Raw genomic sequence first — 20,101 nt, 5'->3', positions numbered from 1 at the left:
CCCTCCCCGCGCGGCTCCCTTTTGTAGCAGGAGTTGTTAAGAAAATCGACGCTACGCGCGAGAAAAATCGGCCTCAGGCGTTCAAGTCGCTGAGCGATATCGGAAAAACGCGGGAGCAAAACTCGCAGTCGACGCTGATGAAGCCGTCCGAATCGACCATGTCGCGTTGTTCCTCCTCGCCGAATCGGGACAGGACGCTGCGGACATATTCGAAATTGCAGCGGCACCCCTTGGCGAGCGGGACAGCAGTCTGGGCGCGGATCTCCTCCTCCTCATGGAACAGGCGCCAGAGCAGGGTTTCAAGCGGCAGCTCGCGGTTGGACAGCTCATTGGCCTTGATCGTCTCGGCAAGCGTGCGGACATGCTCCCATTCCGGGTGATCCAGCCGGGTGTGGAGCCGCTCGCGCCCCTCCTCGCCCTCCGGCAGATGCTGGATCAGGATGCCGCCGGCGACATGGCCGGTATCGTCTACCGCGAGGCGGACGAGGCTCGGCACCTGCTCGGACTGGCTGAAATAGCTCTCGGCCGCCGCGGCGAGCGAACCGCCTTCCAGCGGCACGATGCCCTGATAGCGCTCGTCGGCCATCGGCAGGTCGAAGGTGATGGCGAGATAGCCCTTGCCGAACAGGGCGAAGAGATCGCGGTGGCTCGGCAGCTCATTCAGCCGCTCGGTGTCGAAGCGGACATAGCCCCGCAGCTCGCCGTCGCGATAATCGCAGACGAGCAGATCGATGATACCGGCCTCGGTCTGCGCCTGGACGGTGAGCTGCCCTTCCGGCTCCTTGAGCAGCGAGCCGAGGAGAGCCGTCATCACCAGCGCCTCGGACAGGATGCGCGCGATCGGGGCGGGATAATCGTGGGCGGAGAGGATCTCGTCCAGCACTGGCCCGAGGCGTACGACCCGTCCGCGCGCATGCCGGGAAGGAATGGTGAAGCCGACCGCCTCGTCCAGGTTGGCGACCGGCGCCGTTTCAGGTTGTGATGAAGCCATGATCCGGATGTAGGGAACGCCCCCCGGCTTTTCAGTATCCCGTCACGCCGCCTGTTGCGGGAGCTCGTAGCGCCGTGCCGCCTCCGACAGGCGCTCGACGAACTCGGTGACGTGGCTTTCCTCGATCACCAGCGGCGGCAGCACGCGCAGGACGTTGTCGCCGGCCGCGACGGTAAGGATGCCGTGCTCGCGCAGGTAGCCGACGAAGGCGCGGCTGTCGGTCTTCATGCGGATGCCCAGCATCAGGCCGAGGCCGCGGACGCTTTCGAACAGATGGTCGTGATTGGGGATCATCTGCTCGAGGCCGCCGCGCAGGCGCTCGCCAATGCGAGTGACGCGCTCGAGGAATTCGTCATTGGCGACGACGTCGAGCACCGCCTGCCCCGCGGCCATGGCGAGCGGGTTGCCGCCATAGGTCGAGCCGTGGGTGCCGACGACCATGCCGGCCGCCGCTTTCTCGGTGGCGAGGCAGGCGCCCATCGGGAAGCCGCCGCCGATGCCCTTGGCCGAGGCGAGGATGTCCGGCTCGATGCCGTAATGCTCATAGGCGAAGAGCTTGCCGGTGCGGGCGACGCCGCACTGCACTTCGTCGAGGACGAGCATCAAGTCGTGCTCGTCGGCGAGCTGGCGCAGGCCCTTCATGAAAGCCTGGCTGGCGGGGCGGATGCCGCCCTCGCCCTGCACCGGCTCGACCAGGAACCCGGCCGTGTGATCGGTGATCGCGTTGCGGGCGGCCTCCAGATCGTCGAACTCGACCACGGTGAAGCCGGTCAGCAGCGGCGCGAAGCCGTCGCGGAGCTTCGACTGGTCGGTGGCGCTGATGGTGGCCATGGTGCGGCCGTGGAAGGCATTGGAGAAGGTGATGAGCGTGTGCTTCTCGGGACGGCCATGGTGGTGATGGTAACGCCGCGCGGTTTTGATCGCGCACTCGACCGCCTCGGCGCCCGAATTGGTGAAGAAGACGGTATCGGCGAAAGTAAGGTCGACCAGCCGCTTCGCCAGCGCCTCGCCCTGCGGCGAGCCGTAGAGGTTGGAGACGTGGATCAGGGTCGCCGCCTGCTCCTGGATCGCCTTGGTGAGAACCGGATGGCCGTGGCCGAGCAGGTTGACGGCGATGCCGCTTGCGAAATCGAGATATTTCTCGCCCTGCTCGCCATAGAGATAAACCCCCTCACCCCTGACCGGCCGCACCGGCGAGCGCGGATAGACGGGCATGAGCGGCGTGATGGTCATCTGATTTCCCCGGCGTGCATATGTGAAAAGGGCGGCCGCAGAGGGCCGCCCTTTGCTTTAGGGAAGTGCCGGGCACCGCGTCAAATACACCTGATACGGCGCCCGGCGGCCGCTTGGGAATTACTCCTTCCCAGCGGCCATCTCAGCGATAGCGACGATCGTCCCGGCGATCGTCGCGACCCTCGCGGCGCTCCGACTGGACCTGCTGACGCAGGTTCTGGACGCGGTTGCGAAGGTCCCAATTTTCGCGTTGGGTCAAGCCGTTGCGGCGATAGCGGTCGTGCAGGCGATCGATCTGCTCGGCCTGGTTCGACAGGCGGCGCGCCTCGTTGTTCGAGATCAGGCGACGGTCGCGCAGATTGTCGATCTGGCGCTCGAGCTGGTCGAGCTGGCGCTCGATGTTACCACCCTGGTTGCCGTAGCCCCGGTTATATTGCGCGGCGGCCGGAGCGGCGGCAGCAATAGTCGAAAGAAGCACGGCTGAAATCAAGATCTTACGCATAGTCACTCTCCCAATGAACCGGTTGGACTGTGCTGCGTATAAGTGGCGCCGTCTTTTCCAACGCTGAATGGGTTCGTCAGCCGCCGTTCACTTGATCGGCAGTGTTTAATTCTTGAGTTTCCAGCCTTTCTTCAGCAGCGAATAGCAAAGCGCCCAAAGCCCGAAGTTGAGCGCGAGCAGCAGGATGCCGCCGACGCCGACCGGCGAATCGGCGGTGCCGATAAAGCCCGAGCGGAAGCCCGAGATCACATAGAAGAAGGGATTGGCGTGGCTGATCGTCTGGAAGGCGGGCGCGAGGCTCTCGATCGAATAGAAGGTGCCGGACAGGAGGGAGAGCGGCGCCACCACGAAATTGGTGACCGCCGCCGCATGATCGAACTTCTCGGCCCAGATCGAAGTGAGGAGGCCGAAGAAGCCGAGCATCATGCTGCCCATCAAGCCGAACCAGAGGATGGCGAAGGGATGCCGGGGAAATGCGTGGACGCCCGGCCAGACCAGCATGGCCAGCCAGACCGCGAAGCCGACGAGGAAGGCGCGAGTGACGGCGGCGCCGACCAGTCCCGCGATCAGCTCGCCGGGCGAGAGCGGCGGCATCAGATAGTCGACGATGGTGCCCTGGATCTTGCCGACCAGCAGCGAGAAGCTGGAATTGGCGAAGGCATTCTGCATCATGCCCATGACGATGAGGCCGGGCGCCAGGAAATCGGCGAATGGCACGCCGAGCACGGTCCGCCCCGTCCGCCCAAGAGCGACCGTGAAAATCACCAGAAAAAGAAGGGTTGTGATCGCCGGGGCCCAGATCGTCTGCAGCTGGACCTTGAAGAAACGGCGGACCTCCTTCAAATAGAGGGTCTTGAGACCGCCCCAATTGACGCTCCGGATCACCGGCACGCCAGGATCGGTCCTCACCCATTTCGATGGCTGATCGTTCACAAGGCGGGTCGCTAGAGACTGACGCAGTGGGCCGCAAGCCGTGAAGCTTTTGAAGGACTAAGCCCCATGTCGTGGACCGACGAACGGATCGAGCGCCTGAAGGAGCTCTGGACCAAAGGCATGACCGCCAGCCAGATCGCCGACGAGCTGGGCGCAGTCAGCCGCAACGCGGTGATCGGCAAGGCGCACCGCCTCGGCCTCCAGTCGCGTCCCTCGCCGGTCAAGCCGAACGAGCCGGCCCCCGCGCCTGCCCCTAAGGCGAGGAAGGCCGAACCGGCCGAGCCGCCGCCCTTCGATATCGATGATGCGCCGGCCCCGGCAGCCCAGCCGGCGCCCCAGCAGCAGCCCACCGCATCGCCCCAGCCTGCCGCTGCCGCTGCTGCCCCGTCGGCGCCCCAGCCGCGGGTCGTCTCGGTGGGGCCCGGCGGTTTCCTCCGCCAGGGCCCGGGCGACCAGCAGCAGCCCATCCCCCCCGCTCCGCCGCGCCGGCTGGTGCCGGCCAAGCCGAGCGCGGAGGTTGCCGACAAGACCAGCCTGCTCGATCTCAACGAGAAGATCTGCAAGTGGCCGATCGGCCATCCAGGCGAACCGGACTTCCACTTCTGTGGGCGCACGTCGAACCCGGGCTTCCCTTATTGCGTCGAGCATTGCGGCGTCGCCTATCAGGCGCAGCTTCCGCGCCGCGACCGCCGTCCGCCGCCGCCGCTCCCCTTCGGCGGGCCGCGCATCCGCTAAGCCTGCAACTGTTCCGATTCGGCGCGGGGATCGGCGGGAATCCGCCGATTTCTGACGCAAGTTAATGCGATTTTTGGGAAACCGGACCCTTTTCCTTCGTTCTGCTGCCGTGACATGCCGCGGGAGCCGTCCTGGCTCCTTTGCATCCAGCGGCTGAACCAGGAGTAGTGCGTTAAAATGCCTCGCGAAGAGATGGAATATTTCGAATCCCGTGCCGAAGCCGAACTGGCGCTGGCCCAGCAAGCCTCCCACAGCAGGGCCGTGCAGGCCCATTACCAGCTCGCGTCGGCCTATCTCGACCTGATCCACGGCGACACGCCGGTGTCCGAGCCGAACCCGCTCAGCCGCTGAAGGCTGAAGGGAGAGCCGCCGCAGCCGGCATGTGCTAAGCAATTTTTTCCGATGCGGATCTTTGCCCTCCTTTCGATTGCTTTGCTCGTAGCGGCAGCGCCGCCAGCGGCCGATCGTGCGCGCGAGCGGGAGATGATGGTGCTGACGGTGGAGAGCCTCGCCGCGACCGCCGGCGGGCCGAGCCGCGAGATCGACCGCAAGGTGCTGAGGGCGCTGCGCGAGGTGCCGCGGCACCTGTTCGTGCCTGAGGCGGTCAGGGCGGAGGCCTACCGGAACCGGCCGCTGCCGATCGGCCATGAGGCCACGATCTCGCAGCCCTATATCGTGGCGCTGATGACCGACCTGCTGGACGTCCAGCCGCAGCACAGGGTGCTCGAGGTCGGGACCGGCTCCGGCTACCAGGCGGCGATCCTCTCCGGCCTGGTCGGCCAGGTTTACACGATCGAGATCATTGCGCCGCTCGCCCGGAGCGCCGCCGACCGGTTGGCCGCGCTCGGCCATGCCAATGTGACGGTCCGCGCCGGCGACGGCTATGCCGGCTGGCCGGACGAGGCGCCGTTCGACCGCATTATCGTCACCGCCGGCGCCGACCATGTGCCGCAGCCGCTGGTCGACCAGCTCCGCCCCGGCGGACGCATGATGATCCCGGTCGGCCGCGGCCCCGAGCTGCAGCTCACCGTCGTCGACAAGGACGGAAAGGGCCGGATCCGCAAGCGCCGGGTGCTTCCCGTCGCCTTCGTGCCGCTGACCCGCGCGCCCTCCTCCATGCCGTGAACCTCCGATGAAGCGGCCATACCAGGTCGGTTCAGAGCTGCTCTGCTAGCCCTCTGCAGGAACCACGAGCCTCCGAGGCAGGTTTTTGGACGAGCAGAGGAGTATCAGTATGCGCAAGATCCTGATGATCGCGAGCGCGGCGGCGATGGCCGTCAGCATGCCGGCGCTCGCCAAGCCGGACAAAGGCGGCGGCCACGGCGGTGGCGGCGGCAAACCCGAAAAGCATGAGAGCCGCGGTGGCGGCGGCGGCGACCGAGGCCGCGGTGGCGGTGGCGGTGGCGGCTGGGAAGGCCGCGGCGGCGGTGGCGAGAAGCGCTTCGAACGAGCCCAGAAACGGGCTGAGAAGCGCAACGAGAAACGCCGCGCGTTCGCGGAGCAGCGGCGCGAGGAGCGCGGCAAGCGGTTCGAGCAGGCGAGCAAGCGCGCCGAGAAGCGTTTCGAGGAGCGCCGCAAATGGGCCGAGAAGGCCGAGAAGCGGCTCGAAAAGCGGCAGGAGCGCCGCGTCAGGAGCGCCGAGAGGCGCGTCGATCGGTTCGAGGACCGACGCGAGCTGAGGCGGATACGCGGCGAGGATCGCCGCGACGGCTTTGATCACCGCTACCGGCAGCGCTACGCCGAGGAATTCCGCGGCGACTGCCCGCCGGGTTTAGCCCGCAAGAACAATGGCTGCCTGCCGCCGGGGCAAGCACGCAAGATGTTCGGCCCTGCGCAGGTCTTCACGGCCGGCCAGGTGCTGCCGCTCGCCTCTTACAGCGACTATAACATCCCGGCCGAATACCAGTCCTGGTATCAGGACTCGTCGGACCATTATTATCGCTATGACGACGGCGGCTACATCTACCAGGTCGACCGCGGATCCAATCTGGTCGAGAGCCTGATCCCGCTGCTGGGCGGCGGTTTCGGGGTCGGTCAGCTGCTTCCGGCCGGTTACGACACCTACAACCTGCCGATGTCCTATCGCGACGACTATGTGGACAGCGACGAGGCCTATTATCGCTATGGCGACGACGCCATCTATCAGGTCGATCCGCAGACCAACACGATCGAGTCGATTGTGGCGCTGCTCGGCGGCGATCTCAACGTCGGCGGGATGCTGCCGAGCGGATACGACGCCTACAACCTGCCGATGGACTATCGCGACGACTATGTGGACGACGCGGATTCCATGTATCGCTACGCGGACGGCAACATCTACGAGATCGATCCGCAGTCGATGATCATCGAGCAGATCGTCGCCCAACTGGTCTGAGGCTTGTCATAGCGGCAGCGTAACGGCATCAGGCGCTCCTCTGCCAAGGAGGTGTCTGATGTCGTCACGCTTGCTCCTCTCAGTAGGTCTTGCCTCCACCCTCCTCGCCGCCTGCCAGCAAAGCGGCGACGCCGACGGCAACCAGGCAATCCAGAACACGAGCACCGCAGGTTCGGCTTCGGCCAGCGGCGGCGGCAGCGGCAGCGGCGTCACTGTCGGCGGTGCGCCGATGCTGGCCAACAAGACGATTATCGAGAATGCCTCCGCCTCGGCCGACCACACCACGCTCGTGAGCGCGGTGAAAGCGGCGGGGCTCGAGCAGACGCTGTCGGGCGCCGGTCCCTATACCGTCTTCGCGCCGACCAATGCCGCCTTCGCCAACCTGCCGTCCGGCGCCGCCGAGAACTTGATGAAGCCCGAGAGCAAGGGCGCTCTCACCGGTATCCTCACCTATCATGTCGTTCCCGGCGTGGTGCTTGCGCAGGATCTCCGCGCCTCGATCCAGCGCGGCGGCGGCAAGGCTGAGCTGGCGACCGTCGGCGGCGGCAAGCTTACCGCCACCGAGGCGGGCGGTGCCATCATCGTCACCGATGCGAAAGGCGGCCAGGCGCGCGTCACGCAAGGCGACGTGATGCAGTCCAACGGCGTGGTGCACGTCGTCGACGCGGTGCTGATGCCGAGCTGAGTTGCCACTCTTTCCTCAAGGGAAGGTAGAATTTAGCGCCTCGGAGGCCCCCAGGCGCCGGATTTCATGCTTGCCACTTCGACGCGCTTGCCCATCCATTCGGCAAGCTCCTCGAAAGTCAGCGCCTGATCGAAGACGATGCCGGCCAGGCCAGCCTTGTACCAGCGCACCCGCCCCTTGAGCGGGCGCAGGCTCTCGATGGTGATGACGACCGGCTTGCCGACGCATTGCCAGTCGTTGATCTCGACCTTGATGCCGCCGAACGAGATGTCGCGCACTTCCACCCGGTGATAGAGACGGCCGATCTTCACGGTCGCGCCGCAGGTGACGTCCAGGCGCGGCGGGCGCGGCGTGAAACCATGACGCGGTCGGCGGTTGGCGAGCAATTCGCGCAGGTCGACCTTCTGGTCGAACTTGATGCCCATCGCATTGCCGCGGGTCCAGACGATCTGGCCCGGGATGCGGCGATTGTCGCCCATCTCGACATAGAGGTTGGTGCCGGTCTCGATGCCGGCCGTGCCTTCGACCATCAGGCCGCCGGCGGAGATGTTCTTGATGCGGGCGAGATGCTGCTCGCCGTCCTCGGTGACCAGCTTCGTCACCGGCAGGATCGCGTGCAGACGCTCGTCGGTGCGCTTCTCGGTCGGCCGAGGCACCTCGGTGCTCAGCGAGAATAGGGTCGATTCGGCCGCGAACTCATCCTCGCTGACGCGAAGGGCGGCTCTCCTGCGGATCAATCCGCCAAACATAGCAAAACCCCACCAGTCGTTGGACGACCGATGGGGCTATCCCGTTTGGGTTAACAAAAGGTGCGTCGGATATGGTTCAGGCGGTGGCGAGCATACCGAATTTTTCGGTAGAAACCTGAAGCCTGCCGCCGGTGCGCGGCTCAGGAAAGTCCCGGCCTTCCACGGCATAGCGCTCGAGCGCGCCTTCGAGCGCAGCCTTGGCCTGATCCAGCGCCTCTTCATGGTCCCGGCCGAGCGCCATCGCCTCGGGCACGTCGGGGAAGGTCGCCATCACCATGCCATTATAATTGGTCGCAAGCCTCAGCGAATAGGTGAGCATCGCTTCCTCTCCAAAGGGGTGATTGACGCCGCACAAGGGTGAAACCAGGACCGGCGGCCGAATCGATGCCGCGTTCCCGCTCCACATGGTAAATGTGACGTTAATCTTATCGGCGCGTGAGTCCTTTCACGGGCGCCTGGCGCACGCCCGCGGCAGTCTGGCGCCAAGGAAAAGCCCGGCTGCTTAGCTGTGGATAGATTGACCACCCGCGCTTGGCACCGGGACTCAGCGGCCTATAGTCTTCGACCATGGCAGATTTGTTCGCGTCAGGCGCCCAGCCGCTTCAGGAATATGATGCGTCGTCTATCGAGGTGCTCGAGGGGCTGGAGCCCGTGCGGCGGCGGCCGGGCATGTATATCGGCGGCACAGACGAGCGGGCGCTGCATCATCTCGCGGCCGAGGTGCTCGACAACAGCATGGACGAGGCCGTCGCCGGTTTCGCGAGCCGTATCGAGGTCGAGCTGGAGGCGGGCAACCGCCTGACCATCATCGACAATGGCCGCGGCATCCCGGTCGACAACCATCCCAAATATCCGGGCAAGTCGGCGCTGGAGGTGATCCTCACCACCCTCCATTCGGGCGGCAAATTCTCGGACAAGGCCTATGCGACCTCGGGCGGCCTGCACGGCGTCGGCGTCAGCGTCGTCAACGCGCTGTCGACCGAAACGGTCGTCGAGGTCGCGCGCAGCAAGGAGCTGTTCCGCCAGACCTTCGCCTGCGGCGTGCCGACATCGGACCTGACGAAGCTCGGCTCGATCCAGAACCGGCGCGGGACGACGATCAGCTTCGTGCCGGATCTTTCGATCTTCGGCGAGGACGCGAAGTTCAAGCCGGCGCGGCTTTATCGCCTCGCCCGTTCGAAAGCCTATCTGTTCGCCGGCGTCGAGATACGCTGGAAGTGCGATCCCTCGCTGATCACCGACGACACGCCGCACGAGGCCGTGTTCCAGTTCCCCGGAGGCCTTTCCGATCATCTGAAGGAGCAGATCGGCGCGCGCGAATGCGCGACGGCGGAGTTCTTCCGCGGCCGGCAGGATTTCCCGAACGAGCAGGGCTCAGTTGAATGGGCGGTCGCCTGGCCGCTCTGGAGCGAGGGCGGCTCGTCCTACTATTGCAACACAATTCCGACGCCGGATGGCGGCACCCACGAACAGGGCATACGCTCCGCCCTCACCCGCGGCATCCGCGCCTTCGGCGAGCTGGTCGGGCAGAAGAAGGCCAAGGATGTCCAGGCCGAGGATATCGTCGGCGGGGCCGAGATCATGCTCTCCGTCTTCATCCGCGATCCCCAGTTCCAGAGCCAGACCAAGGACCGCCTCACCAGCCCCGATGCTGCTCGCCTCGTCGAGACGGCGGTGCGCGATCATTTCGACCATTTCCTGGCCGACCATATGGAGCGCGGCCGGGCGCTGCTCGGCTTCGTCCTCGACCGGATGGACGACCGGCTGAAGCGCCGCGCCGAGCGCGAGGTGAAGCGCAAGAGCGCGACGAGCGCCCGCAAGCTCCGCCTGCCGGGCAAGCTCACCGACTGCGCCAATGACGATCCCGCCGGCACCGAATTGTTCATCGTCGAGGGCGACAGCGCCGGCGGCTCGGCCAAGCAGGCGCGCGACCGCAAGACGCAGGCGATCCTGCCGATCCGGGGCAAGATCCTGAACGTCGCTTCCGCCTCCGCCGACAAGATCCGGGCGAACAGCGAGATCGCCGACCTGATCCTCGCTATGGGCTGCGGCACCCGCGAGCGCTGCCACATCGACAATCTGCGCTACGAGCGGATCGTCATCATGACCGACGCAGACGTGGACGGCGCCCATATCGCCACCCTGCTGATGACCTTCTTCTTCCAGGAGATGCCGGAGCTGGTCCGGAAAGGGGCGCTGTATCTCGCCCAGCCGCCGCTTTACCGACTGACCGCGGGCGGCACGAGCGCCTATGCCAAGGACGATGCGCACCGCGCCGAGCTGGAGCGCACGCTGTTCAAGGGCAAGAAGGTGGAGGTCGGGCGCTTCAAGGGACTCGGCGAGATGAACCCGAACCAGCTGCGTGAGACCACCATGGACCCCAAGACCCGCAGCCTCATTCGCATCACCCTGCCGCAGGAATATGAGGAAAGGCAGACGATCAAGGATTTGGTCGACCGGCTCATGGGCAAGAACCCCGAGCACCGCTTCCACTTCATCCAGAGCCACGCCGCCGAGGTGGACGAGGAAGCTATCGACGCGTGAAGCGGCGGCTCCTCGCCATGCTCCTCCTGCTGCTGGGAGGGATTGCAGGGCCTGCCAGGGCGCAGCAGCAGGACCCGCTGACGGCCAGAGCCGAGACCCTGGTCGGACTGTTCAACGGGACGAGCCAGCCGGAGACCCTGTTCTCTCCCGCCTTCCTGGCTCAGGTGCCCTCGGCGCAGGTGAAGGCGATCACGGCGCAGCTGCGGGCGCAGCTTGGGTCTGCGAGGCGGCTCGACAGGCTCGAGCGTGCGAGCGCGAACGCCGGCGCCGTCTTCCTCGATTTCGAGCGCGGGACGCTGCAGCTCAATCTGGCGATCGACCCGCAGCCGCCGCACCTGATCCAAGGGCTGTTGGTGGTCGACAGCGAGGTGAAGGGCGACAGTCTCGCGAGGATCATCGAGGAGCTGAAGGCGCTGCCGGGGCAGACCTCGCTCGCCGTGGCGCGGCTTGGCGACGGCACGCCCGCCCCCCTCGCGGGCCACGAGGTCGGCAAGGCGATGGCGGTCGGGTCGGTGTTCAAGCTGTTCATCCTGGCGGAGCTGGACCAGTCCATCCGTGCGGGCGAGCGCAAGTGGAGCGATGTCGCTGCCCTCACCCACCATTCGCTGCCGTCCGGTTTTCTCCAGCAATGGCCGCTCGGCTCGCCACTGACTCTCCAGAGCCTCGCCGCGCTGATGATCTCGCAGAGCGACAACAGCGCGACCGACACGCTCCTTCATTTGCTCGGCCGCGAGAAGGTCGATGCAATGATGGCGGCAGTTGGGGTCGCGGCGCCGGGGCGCAACCGCCCCTTTCTCTCGACGGTGGAAGCGTTCGCATTGAAGGGCGGCGATCCGACGCTTGGCGAAGCCTGGGTAGCGGGCGGCGAAGCCGAGCGGCGCGCGCTGCTCGGGCGCCTTGCCGATATGCCTTTGGACCGGATCGATATCGCTCGCCTGAACACCCAGCCCAACCTGATTGGGAGCGTCGAATGGTTCTTCTCCGGCGAGGATATGGTGCGGATGCTGGACTGGCTGCGCCGAAACGGGAGCAAGGAGACGCTCGAGATCGTGGCGATCAACCCCGGTATCGCGCGGCCGGCGGCCGCCCGGTTCGACTATGTCGGCTATAAGGGCGGATCGGAGAGCGGCGTGATCGCGATGAGTTTCCTCCTCAGGAGCAAAGGCGGCACTTGGCACGCCGTCTCCGCCAGCTGGAACAACACGGCGGCCAAGCTCGACGAAAGTAGGTTCGTGCCGCTCGTCGCGCGCGCCGTTGCGCTCCTCGCCGACTGACTGGATATTCGCGGCGCCCGCCGCGTTGGCGGTGCGATCCCTCGATATCGGAGATGCCGCGTGAGCAAGGTCCTCGTCCTCTATTATTCCGCCTATGGGCATATCGAGCAGATGGCGGAGGCGATCGCCGAGGGTGCACGCTCGGCCGGCGCCACGGTCGACATCAGGCGCGTGCCCGAGCTGGTGCCGGAGGAAGTCGCGCGCAAGTCGCACTACAAGATGGATCAGGCGGCGCCGGTGGCGACCGTCGCGGACCTCGAGCAATATGACGCGATCGTGGTGGGCGTCGGCACGCGCTACGGACGAATGGCCTCACAGATGGCAAACTTCCTCGACCAGACCGGCGGCCTGTGGGCGCGCGGCACCCTGGTCGGCAAGGTCGGCTCGGCCTTCACCTCCACCGCCACCCAGCATGGCGGGCAGGAGACGACGCTCTTCTCGATCCTCACCAACCTGCTTCACTACGGCATGGTGCTGGTCGGCCTGCCCTACAGCTTCCAAGGACAGATGCGGCTGGACGAGGTTACCGGCGGAAGTCCCTATGGCGCAACCACCATCGCCGGCGGCGACGGCTCCCGGCAGCCCTCGGAAAACGAGCTTGAGTCGGCGCGCTTCCAGGGCCGCCTGGTCGCGGAGACGGCGAACAAATTGTTCGGCTGAGAGCCGTCCCTCAGTTCAGCAGCATGAAGGCTGGGCGCGGGGCGTGTTTGCGGCCGAGCACCTGCAGCGAGAGCGTCGCCTTGATGTCGGCGAGGGTGCCAAGATCGGCGCCGCAATCCTCGCAGTCCACGGGACTGTCGTCACCGCCGTAGAGCGGGATGCTGATGCTGGTGCCGCGGCAATTGTCGCAGCGAAGATCGATCGAGACTGTCATGGGAGAGACCCCCTCTATCCGCCACGGCTGAATTCAACCAACGAGGCGGCAAGGAGTTGCTCCTGTCGTTAACTATTTTTGCGGCGAACCGCAGGTCGCTCAGCTGGCCACGGCCGGAGCGATGAGGGGGAACCGGGGAATGGCGACGGCGAAGCTCGTGCCTTCCGCGCTCACCATGTGGTAGCGGCCTTCCATATGGCCGGTCGGCGTGGCGAGCGGGCAGCCGGAGACATAGTCGAATGAGCCGCCGGGCTCGATGATCGGCTGCTCGCCGACGACGCCCTCGCCCTGCACCTCGTGCCGCCCGCCGCGGCCATCGACGATCGACCATTCGCGGCTGACGAGCTGGACCGCGCGTCGGCCCTCATTCTCGATACGGACATGATAGGCCCAGAACCAGCGGCCCTTGGCCGGCTCCGACTGCTCGGGCAGGAAGCTGACCGCGACCCGCACGGTGACATCGCGCGTCGTGGCGCTGTGGGGGAAAAGCGACTTCACGCGCCGGGACTCCACCAAAAGCGGCGTAAGGTCAACGCGTGACGCGGCGCAGCCGCTCCACCAGCCGCTCCCGCGCATCGAGCGCGCTCGCCTGGCGCCCGCTGAGCAGGTCGCGGCCGAGCGCGGCCCCGGTGATCGCCAGCCCTTCGAAGATGTCGCTCCATTGGCCGGCCCGGCCATCGCGCAGGAATTCCGGCCATTCGGACCGGTCGAGGCCGAAGCCCAGCTCGCGCAGGACGAGCAATTCGTAGCGGACCAGCGCATGCGCCCAGCCGCCAACGCTCGGCGCCGCCTCGACGGCGCAAAGGATGCCGTCCAGGGCGTCGTAGATGCGCGGGTAAGCCTGCCCCTCCGGAAGCGTCGAGGCGGTGAGCGCGGTCAGCCATTCGATGGCGGCGGCCGGCAGCGGTTCGCCGAGCAGAGGCGCGCGGCTGCGGACGAGCTCGACGCTTAATTGGGCGAGCTGCTCCTCCGTACGGGCGCGATATTCGGCCTGGACGAGGTTGCCGGGGAGCAGCACCGGCCGAAGCCGGCGCGAGCGGCCGCCGCGGACATAGCCGGGCTGGATACCGTCGGCCGGAGTAAGCGCCCGGACGATCGCGCCATGCTCGCCATGCGCGCGCACCGCGCAGAGGATCGCCTGGGTTTCGAGCCGCATCTCAGCGCCGTAGCGGGCGCAATGCTCGTTTGGCGAGGGCGACCGCGGAATCGAAGCCGTTCAGGAGATGGCCCGCGGCGAGATTGCCAAGTGTCGGCCGCAGCAGCAGCAGGTCCACGCACTCAATGCCGCCAGTCTCGAACTGCTGCTTGTGCCGGCTCTCCCCCTCGGTGAAGTCGAAGAGGCGGAACCTGCCCTCCTCCATCAACATGCGCATCGCTTCGAGCTGGAGGACGGTGCCCGGCGAGAGATGAGCATAGTCGGGATCATAGCCGAGATAGGCGTAAGCGAGCGTGCCCCCATCGGCCGGTGCGTAGAGATAGCTGATCGGGCGGCCCTCCAGGAAGAGCAGCCAGCCGCGCATGGCATCGCGGGCGGCGAGTGCGCGCATTTCAGCCAGCGCCTGCTCGCCCGCGGGAAGACCGTAATCGAGCAGCTGTTCCTGATAGGTCCGGGCGGAAAGGCCGCGGGCGAGGCGATGGAAGACCTCAGCCTCGTCCGGCGTCGAATAGCAGCGGATGTCGAGCTGCCCTCCCGAAGCTTCGGCCAGCTTCCTGATTTTGCGCTTCAGCGTCGAGCGCGTCTTGGGGGAGAAGCGGCCGAGATAGGCGTCGAAACCGCCCTCCAGGGACGCATAGCTGCGGCGGTAGCTTTGCCGCACAAAGGCCCTGAGGCCCGATTGCTTTTCGAGAGCGGAACAGGCCGCGGCCGGCAGCGCCATCACCAGATAGCCATCGGCGCCCTCGTCTAGCGGTGGCAGCGGCGGGGCCTCGCCGCGCAAGCCCTGCTCCAGCGACACCGGCACCCGGATGAGGCGGCGGCGGATGCGGGCGAGCGTGCGGGTGCCGATGCGGAGCGGCAGGGCGACCGTGGCGGTCACAGGCGCCTTTCGTAGACCGTGTTCGCCCAGAGCTGCTCCACCATCCGCTCGGCCCGGCGCAAGGTGCGCGGCGGCAGCGGCTGCGCCTCCCCGCCTACCTGCATGCCCTCCAGGTCGGAGAAATGCGCCGTCGGCATGGCCGCGGCACGTTCGGCGAGGAAGGCGCAGAGGCTCTCGAAACGGCGGCGGAGCATCATGTTCGGCCGGGTGCCGTCGCGGGTGGCGAGTTCGAAGCTGTGGCTGACGATCGTCGCCACCTCGTGCCCCTGCTCGGTGGCGTGGAGCAGAGCCTCGCGCAGCTCGCGGCCGGAGACGGCGCAGAGCTGAAGGTGGCGGAGGCTGCCGGGGGAATCCTCGATTGTGGTGACGGGCACCTCGATGACATTGCCATAGGCGACCGGCGCGATCTGGCGCGGATCGAACGGCAAGGCGCTGGGCCAGGGATGCTGGGCGCCGTTATGGCTGCTGTCATAGCGGATGCCGAGGTCGGCCAGCGCCAGCAGGGTAGCCTCGTTGGCGGCATAGCTGCCGGAGCGGAACGCGATCGGGCTCGGCGCGGGGGCAAGCATCAACAGGTCGCGAGCCGTCTCGATCAGCTCGCGCTGCCTCTCCAGGCCGAAGCAGGTGAGCTCGAACTTGCCGTCGACCGGCTCGCCCTGCGCGAGGGAGGCCCAGAAGCTGTGAAGGTGGAGCTGCACCTCCTGCCCAGCAGACAGGATCGGCTCGACCATGCGGCGCACCGGCTCCATGCCGTAGACTAGCCCCGGCATCGGATCGACGAAGAAGCAGGCCTTCAGTTCGTACCGGGCCAGCATGTCGAGCTGGTAGGGTATGCCGACGCCGGCCGCTTTGTAGCAGCGCTCGAAGCTCTCCCGCCAAGAGGCGCCGGCGGCATAATGCCGCCACGTCAGCTCGGTATCGACGGTCAGGAGGACGCGGGTCGCCATGGCTCCGCTTTATCGGCGCCAGGCAAAGGGTTCGTAAACAAGGGGCGGCAGGATGGGATCTGCCTAACCGCAGCAGCGGCCTTGGCTCGCGCGCCCTGCTAGGCAACCACCTGTCATTGGTTTGCACCCGACGCCAGGACCCTGCGATTGTCGGCCGCGCGCGAGGGGTGGTCAACTTCGTCCCTCAGCCCCTCGGGCGCAATAGCTATGAACGTGCTCGCGCCTGGAGTTGTCGGACCGGGAACCCACCCTTCCGCCTTCTCGAACACTGAGGCGTGCTCCGGGTTGGCGTAGATCACGACGAGGCGCTCTGTCCCGCATACGAGGCATCTTTCGAGCTGTCGTCGCACCTCCTCAAATACGATATGGTCGAACGGATTGTAAAAATAGGCGAGGACTTGCTTTCCAACGGGGACGAACGAGGCGGCGTCGCCTTCTACGATCCTGAGGGGCGGCAGGTTCGGATTAGGCGCCGCAAAGCGGTCGAGGTTCGCCCGGCCGATGGCGGAAAGCCTTGCCGAGATTTCTACCCCAGTGACGCTCTTGAAGCCGGCAAGCGCGGCGAACATCAGCACGCGACCCTTGCCGGAGCCGTAATCAACGAAGTCAAACTCTTCCGGCTTCAGCTTCAAGGCGGCGAGCGGCTTGCGGAACATCTCTTCGCTGCTCGGATCGTACCTCCGGCTGTGCGAAAGACGCGCTCTATCGATACCCAAGGCATGCACGCTGAGAGCTGAACTCGTGTCGGTCCCCCAGCGGCGGTCAAAAGCGCGGTCGGCTCGCCGCCGCGCCCGTTCCTGTTTGGAAAGCGAACGAAACGCGACGCGAGTGTTGAGCAAGGTCAGCCTAGCGACCTCGCGGACGCTGCGCCCTCTGAGGCGTGACATGAGCGAAGTTAGCGCCATCATCACCTCCTGTGCCCCTCCCGCTCTAGCATCAACGAGCGTGTTTCGCCCGCCATTCCGCAACGCTTTGTCGCTGCACTTGCCGCATTATGAGACGACTCGATTCAACCCCTCGGATGAAAGTAGTCGTAGATGCCTCGGGCCATCGTTTTGGAGATGCCCGGGGCCTTCTCCAGATCCTCCAGCGCCGCGCTTTTCACCGCGCGGGCGGTGCCGAAGTGCATCAGCAGGGCGCGCTTGCGGCCGGGGCCGATGCCGGGGACCTCGTCGAGCGGGCTGGTCGCCATGTTCTTGGCGCGCTTTTGGCGGTGGGCGCCGATCGCGAAGCGGTGGGCCTCGTCGCGGAGGCGCTGGAGGTGGAAGAGCACCGGTGAATTGGGCGGCAGGGTGACCTCGCGGCCGCCGGGGAGGTGGAAGACCTCTCGGCCGGCATTGCGGTCCGGGCCCTTGGAGATCGCCACCACGGGAACGTCGTGGACGCCGGCATCCTCCAGCGTCTCGCACACCGCGGAGAGCTGGCCCTTGCCGCCGTCGATCAACAGCAGGTCCGGCCAGTCGCCCTTGGTGCGGTCCGGATCTTCTTTCTCGAGCCGTGCGAAGCGGCGGCTCAAAACCTCTCGCATCATTGCGAAATCGTCGCCCGGCGCCGTCTCCTCGCGCTTGATGTTGAACTTGCGATACTGGTTCTTGAGAAAGCCCTCCGGCCCGGCGACGATCATCGCGCCGACGGCGCTGGTGCCCATGACGTGGCTGTTGTCATAGACCTCGATCCGCTGCGGCGGCTCGCTGAGCTCGAACAATTCGGTGAGTGCTCGCAAGTTGCTGGCCTGGGTGCTGGTCTCGGCGAGGCGGCGGTCGAGCTCCTCCTCGGCGTTGCGCCGGGCCTGCGCGATCATCCGAACATGATCGCCGCGCTGCGGGACCCTGAGCGTCACCTTGCGCTCGGCGCGTTCCGACAGGGCTTCGGTGAGCAGCTCCGTCTCCTCCAGCTTGCGGTCGAGCAGGATGGTCTTGGGCGGCGGCACCTCCTCGTAGAACTGGACGAGGAAGCTGGTCAGCACCTCCTCCTCCGGCACCTCGCTGGTGTGCGCGGGGAAGAAGCTGCGGCTGCCCCAATTGTTGCCGCCGCGGATGAAGAAGGCCTGGATGCACATCGTGCCGCCCTTGCAGGCGAGCGCGAAGATGTCGGCGTCGCCCAGCCCTTCGGCGGCGACCGTCTGGGTGCCCTGGATGAAGGTGAGCGCCCGGAGGCGGTCGCGGTAGACCGCGGCGAGCTCGAAATCCATGTTCTCGGCGGCCTGCTGCATGAGGCCGCCGAGCCTGGCCTGGACCTTGGTCGACTTGCCGGCGAGGAAGTCCTTGGCGTCGCCGACCAGTTCGGCATAGCCGGCTTCGTCGATCCGCTGCACGCAGGGCGCCGAGCAGCGCTTGATCTGATAGAGCAGGCAGGGCCGCGAGCGGTTGGCGAAAAAGCTGTCGGAGCAGCTTCTTAGCAGGAACAGCTTCTGCAGGGCATTGAGCGTGCGGGTGACCGAGCCGGCGCTGGCGAAGGGCCCGTAATATTGGCCCTTCACGCGGCGGGCGCCGCGATGCTTCTGGACCCGCGGAAAGGCGTGGTCCTCGCGCAGGAGGATGAAGGGGAAGCTTTTGTCGTCGCGCAGCAGGACGTTGTAGGGCGGGCGGTAGCGCTTGATCAGCTGCGCCTCGAGCAGCAGCGCCTCGGCTTCCGTGTTGGTGGTGACGATCTCCATAGCGCGCGTCTGGGCGACCATACGCTGGAGGCGCTTGGTGAGCCGCGAGACCTGGGTGTAGTTGGTGACGCGATTGCGCAGCGCGCGCGCCTTGCCGACGTAGAGGACGTCGCCCTTGGCATCGACCATGCGATAAACGCCGGGGCGCACCGGCAGCGTTCTCACGACCGAACGGATCGCCGCCACCCCCGCCTCCAGGTCCGGCTTGTCGGACCCGCGGACGGTGTAGACGGATTTCTCTTCGTTGAAGCGGTCGGAGGGGGCGTCGGTCACGAGGGGGATTTAGGCTGGAACTCCCCTCCCTGAAAGGGAGGGGCTGGGGGTGGGTGCGCCGAAGGCGCATATCTGCGGCCCGAAGCAAACAGGCAGGCGTCGAGCCTGCCTGTTTGCACCCACCCCTTGATCCCCTCCCTTGCAGGGAGGGGAGGAAATGTCAGTGAGCCCGGCCCAGCCCCGCGATCGTGCGGTCGACCATCGCGCGGTCGGCGGCGGCGTCGTGCTGGTCGCGGATCAGGCGTTCGGCGGCAGCGGTGGCCGCGGTGACGGCCTTGGCGCGAACTTCGGCGATCGCGCTGCGCTCGGCGGCGGCGATCTTGTCCTCGGCCATGCGGGTGCGGCGCTCGACCAAGGCGGCGGCGTCGGTCTTGGCCTGCTGGACGATCCCGTCCGCCTCGTGGCGGGCGCGGTCGAGCATGGCCTGGGCCTCGGCGCCGGCCGCGGCGGCCTTGGCCTCATATTCGGCGCGCAGGGCCTCGGCCTCGGCACGGAGGCGCGCGGCCTCGTCGAGCTGCTCGCGGATGCCGGCGATCTTCTTGTCGAGGGCGCGGCCGATCGCGGCCGGCACCTTCTTCCACAGCATGATCGCGATCACGACCAGCATCGCGAGGCTGACGATGACGGTCGCATCGAGGATGCCGAAGATGGCGGGCTCGCTGTGCGGCGCGCCGTGACCCTCGTCGCGGACGGTGGTGACGGCATGCTCGCCCGTCTCGGGCATCACGCCGTCCTCACCCTTTGTGGACTGCTCGCGGAGATCCTGCTCGATCTCGGCGCTCTGCGGATCTGCGGGTCGGTTAGCCATTGGCGAGCGCCATCCTTACGGCTTCGGCCGCGTGCTCACGGGAGACTTCGGCTCCCGAAAGCTTTGCGACCATCTCCTGCGCGGCCTCGGCGGCGACGCTCTCGATGTCGGCCATGGCCGCATCGGCGGCCGAGCGGATCCGCGCCTCGGCGTCCGCCACCCGGGCGCCCGTCTCGGCGTCGGCCGCCTTGACGCGGGTCTCGGTCTCACGAGCCGAGGCTTCCTTGGCCGCCTGGGTGAGCTTCGACGCCTCGGCGCGGTTGGCCTCGGTCTGGGCGCGGTAGGCCTCCTCCCGCGCATCGGCCTCGGCCCGCGCCGCTTCCGCGGCGGCGAGATCGTCGGCGATACGCCGGTCGCGGGCTTCGACAGTGCCGCTGATCTTGGGGACCATGCCCCGGCCGATCACCAGATAGATGAGGCCGAAGGTGATGATCAGCCAGAAAAGCTGGGACCCGAAGATCTCCGAGATCTGTGCGATCTGAGGCAT

The 20,101-nt window shown here is 66.6% G+C and carries 23 protein-coding genes; 8 read left to right on the top strand and 15 right to left on the bottom strand.

Annotated features, from left to right (window positions below; all coding sequences use genetic code 11):
- Window positions 1-73 precede the first annotated feature (73 nt).
- The 4 genes from hslO to AC5JBD_RS09535 form a co-directional block, all read right to left on the bottom strand.
- Window positions 74-991 (bottom strand): Hsp33 family molecular chaperone HslO, encoded by a 918-nt coding sequence (gene hslO, locus AC5JBD_RS09550; RefSeq protein ID WP_495721563.1) that lies wholly within the window; start codon window positions 989-991, stop codon window positions 74-76.
- 42 nt (window positions 992-1,033) lie between these two features.
- On the bottom strand, window positions 1,034-2,224 hold the full coding sequence (locus tag AC5JBD_RS09545) for an aspartate aminotransferase family protein (RefSeq protein WP_495721562.1): 1,191 nt from the start codon (window positions 2,222-2,224) through the stop codon (window positions 1,034-1,036).
- Window positions 2,225-2,366: 142 nt separating this feature from the next.
- Window positions 2,367-2,726 (bottom strand): hypothetical protein, encoded by a 360-nt coding sequence (locus tag AC5JBD_RS09540; protein ID WP_495721561.1) that lies wholly within the window; start codon window positions 2,724-2,726, stop codon window positions 2,367-2,369.
- A gap of 105 nt (window positions 2,727-2,831) precedes the next feature.
- Window positions 2,832-3,659, bottom strand: coding sequence for an ABC transporter permease (locus AC5JBD_RS09535; RefSeq protein ID WP_495721560.1), 828 nt, complete (start codon window positions 3,657-3,659; stop codon window positions 2,832-2,834).
- Window positions 3,660-3,725: 66 nt separating this feature from the next.
- On the opposite strand from AC5JBD_RS09535, the gene AC5JBD_RS09530 reads away from it, so the two are divergent.
- The 5 genes from AC5JBD_RS09530 (at window position 3,726) to AC5JBD_RS09510 (ending at window position 7,453) form a co-directional block, all read left to right on the top strand.
- Window positions 3,726-4,394 carry a GcrA family cell cycle regulator gene (locus AC5JBD_RS09530; protein ID WP_495721559.1) on the top strand — a complete coding sequence of 223 codons (669 nt, stop codon included), beginning with the start codon at window positions 3,726-3,728 and terminating at the stop codon, window positions 4,392-4,394.
- A 177-nt stretch (window positions 4,395-4,571) separates the two neighbouring features.
- Window positions 4,572-4,745 carry a hypothetical protein gene (locus tag AC5JBD_RS09525; protein WP_495721558.1) on the top strand — a complete coding sequence of 58 codons (174 nt, stop codon included), beginning with the start codon at window positions 4,572-4,574 and terminating at the stop codon, window positions 4,743-4,745.
- Window positions 4,746-4,796: 51 nt separating this feature from the next.
- Window positions 4,797-5,519 (top strand): protein-L-isoaspartate(D-aspartate) O-methyltransferase, encoded by a 723-nt coding sequence (locus AC5JBD_RS09520; RefSeq protein ID WP_495721557.1) that lies wholly within the window; start codon window positions 4,797-4,799, stop codon window positions 5,517-5,519.
- A gap of 109 nt (window positions 5,520-5,628) precedes the next feature.
- A complete protein-coding gene (locus AC5JBD_RS09515) occupies window positions 5,629-6,768 on the top strand; it encodes a hypothetical protein (protein ID WP_495721556.1) in 1,140 nt (379 codons plus the stop codon).
- Between the two features lie 58 nt (window positions 6,769-6,826).
- Window positions 6,827-7,453, top strand: a complete 627-nt coding sequence (locus tag AC5JBD_RS09510; RefSeq protein ID WP_495721555.1) for a fasciclin domain-containing protein — start codon at window positions 6,827-6,829, stop codon at window positions 7,451-7,453.
- A 32-nt stretch (window positions 7,454-7,485) separates the two neighbouring features.
- Here the strand turns inward: AC5JBD_RS09510 and AC5JBD_RS09505 are convergent, their stop codons facing one another.
- Both AC5JBD_RS09505 and AC5JBD_RS09500 read right to left on the bottom strand, forming a co-directional pair.
- Window positions 7,486-8,190 carry a PilZ domain-containing protein gene (locus tag AC5JBD_RS09505; protein ID WP_495721554.1) on the bottom strand — a complete coding sequence of 235 codons (705 nt, stop codon included), beginning with the start codon at window positions 8,188-8,190 and terminating at the stop codon, window positions 7,486-7,488.
- 88 nt (window positions 8,191-8,278) lie between these two features.
- On the bottom strand, window positions 8,279-8,521 hold the full coding sequence (locus tag AC5JBD_RS09500; protein ID WP_495721553.1) for a type II toxin-antitoxin system HicB family antitoxin: 243 nt from the start codon (window positions 8,519-8,521) through the stop codon (window positions 8,279-8,281).
- Between the two features lie 248 nt (window positions 8,522-8,769).
- Between AC5JBD_RS09500 and parE the strand changes: the two genes are divergently transcribed.
- From parE to wrbA, 3 genes are read left to right on the top strand one after another with little or no spacing between them, the layout of a single operon-like run.
- Window positions 8,770-10,746 carry a DNA topoisomerase IV subunit B gene (gene parE / locus AC5JBD_RS09495; RefSeq protein WP_495721552.1) on the top strand — a complete coding sequence of 659 codons (1,977 nt, stop codon included), beginning with the start codon at window positions 8,770-8,772 and terminating at the stop codon, window positions 10,744-10,746.
- Complete coding sequence (locus tag AC5JBD_RS09490; protein WP_495721551.1) at window positions 10,743-12,020, top strand: serine hydrolase; 1,278 nt, start codon at window positions 10,743-10,745, stop codon at window positions 12,018-12,020. Before parE ends, AC5JBD_RS09490 begins: the two co-directional genes overlap by 4 nt.
- A 60-nt stretch (window positions 12,021-12,080) precedes the next feature.
- Window positions 12,081-12,680 (top strand): NAD(P)H:quinone oxidoreductase, encoded by a 600-nt coding sequence (gene wrbA / locus AC5JBD_RS09485; RefSeq protein ID WP_495721550.1) that lies wholly within the window; start codon window positions 12,081-12,083, stop codon window positions 12,678-12,680.
- A gap of 10 nt (window positions 12,681-12,690) precedes the next feature.
- Here wrbA and AC5JBD_RS09480 read toward each other — a convergent pair whose 3' ends face one another.
- From AC5JBD_RS09480 to AC5JBD_RS09440, 9 genes are all read right to left on the bottom strand, one after another.
- Complete coding sequence (locus tag AC5JBD_RS09480) at window positions 12,691-12,894, bottom strand: hypothetical protein (RefSeq protein WP_495721549.1); 204 nt, start codon at window positions 12,892-12,894, stop codon at window positions 12,691-12,693.
- Window positions 12,895-12,993: 99 nt separating this feature from the next.
- The gene (gene apaG / locus AC5JBD_RS09475) at window positions 12,994-13,392 is read right to left on the bottom strand and encodes a Co2+/Mg2+ efflux facilitator ApaG/CorD (RefSeq protein WP_495721548.1); all 399 of its coding nucleotides are present in this window, start codon (window positions 13,390-13,392) and stop codon (window positions 12,994-12,996) included.
- Window positions 13,393-13,423: 31 nt separating this feature from the next.
- On the bottom strand, window positions 13,424-14,050 hold the full coding sequence (gene recO, locus AC5JBD_RS09470; protein WP_495721547.1) for a DNA repair protein RecO: 627 nt from the start codon (window positions 14,048-14,050) through the stop codon (window positions 13,424-13,426).
- Between the two features lies 1 nt (window position 14,051).
- Window positions 14,052-14,930: a GNAT family N-acetyltransferase gene (locus tag AC5JBD_RS09465; RefSeq protein WP_495721546.1), complete on the bottom strand. Its 879-nt coding sequence runs from the start codon at window positions 14,928-14,930 to the stop codon at window positions 14,052-14,054.
- A complete protein-coding gene (locus AC5JBD_RS09460) occupies window positions 14,927-15,877 on the bottom strand; it encodes a polysaccharide deacetylase family protein (RefSeq protein WP_495721545.1) in 951 nt (316 codons plus the stop codon). The genes AC5JBD_RS09465 and AC5JBD_RS09460 overlap by 4 nt, the downstream gene beginning before the upstream one ends.
- A gap of 113 nt (window positions 15,878-15,990) precedes the next feature.
- The gene (locus AC5JBD_RS09455; RefSeq protein WP_495721544.1) at window positions 15,991-16,716 is read right to left on the bottom strand and encodes a class I SAM-dependent methyltransferase; all 726 of its coding nucleotides are present in this window, start codon (window positions 16,714-16,716) and stop codon (window positions 15,991-15,993) included.
- 170 nt (window positions 16,717-16,886) lie between these two features.
- Window positions 16,887-18,806, bottom strand: a complete 1,920-nt coding sequence (gene uvrC / locus AC5JBD_RS09450; protein ID WP_495721543.1) for an excinuclease ABC subunit UvrC — start codon at window positions 18,804-18,806, stop codon at window positions 16,887-16,889.
- A 160-nt stretch (window positions 18,807-18,966) separates the two neighbouring features.
- Window positions 18,967-19,530: a F0F1 ATP synthase subunit B family protein gene (locus AC5JBD_RS09445; protein ID WP_495721992.1), complete on the bottom strand. Its 564-nt coding sequence runs from the start codon at window positions 19,528-19,530 to the stop codon at window positions 18,967-18,969.
- 76 nt (window positions 19,531-19,606) lie between these two features.
- On the bottom strand, window positions 19,607-20,101 hold the full coding sequence (locus AC5JBD_RS09440) for a F0F1 ATP synthase subunit B family protein (protein ID WP_495721542.1): 495 nt from the start codon (window positions 20,099-20,101) through the stop codon (window positions 19,607-19,609).

It is taken from the genome of Allosphingosinicella sp., assembly GCF_059502505.1.
This window is presented reverse-complemented; position numbering and strand designations above follow the sequence as displayed.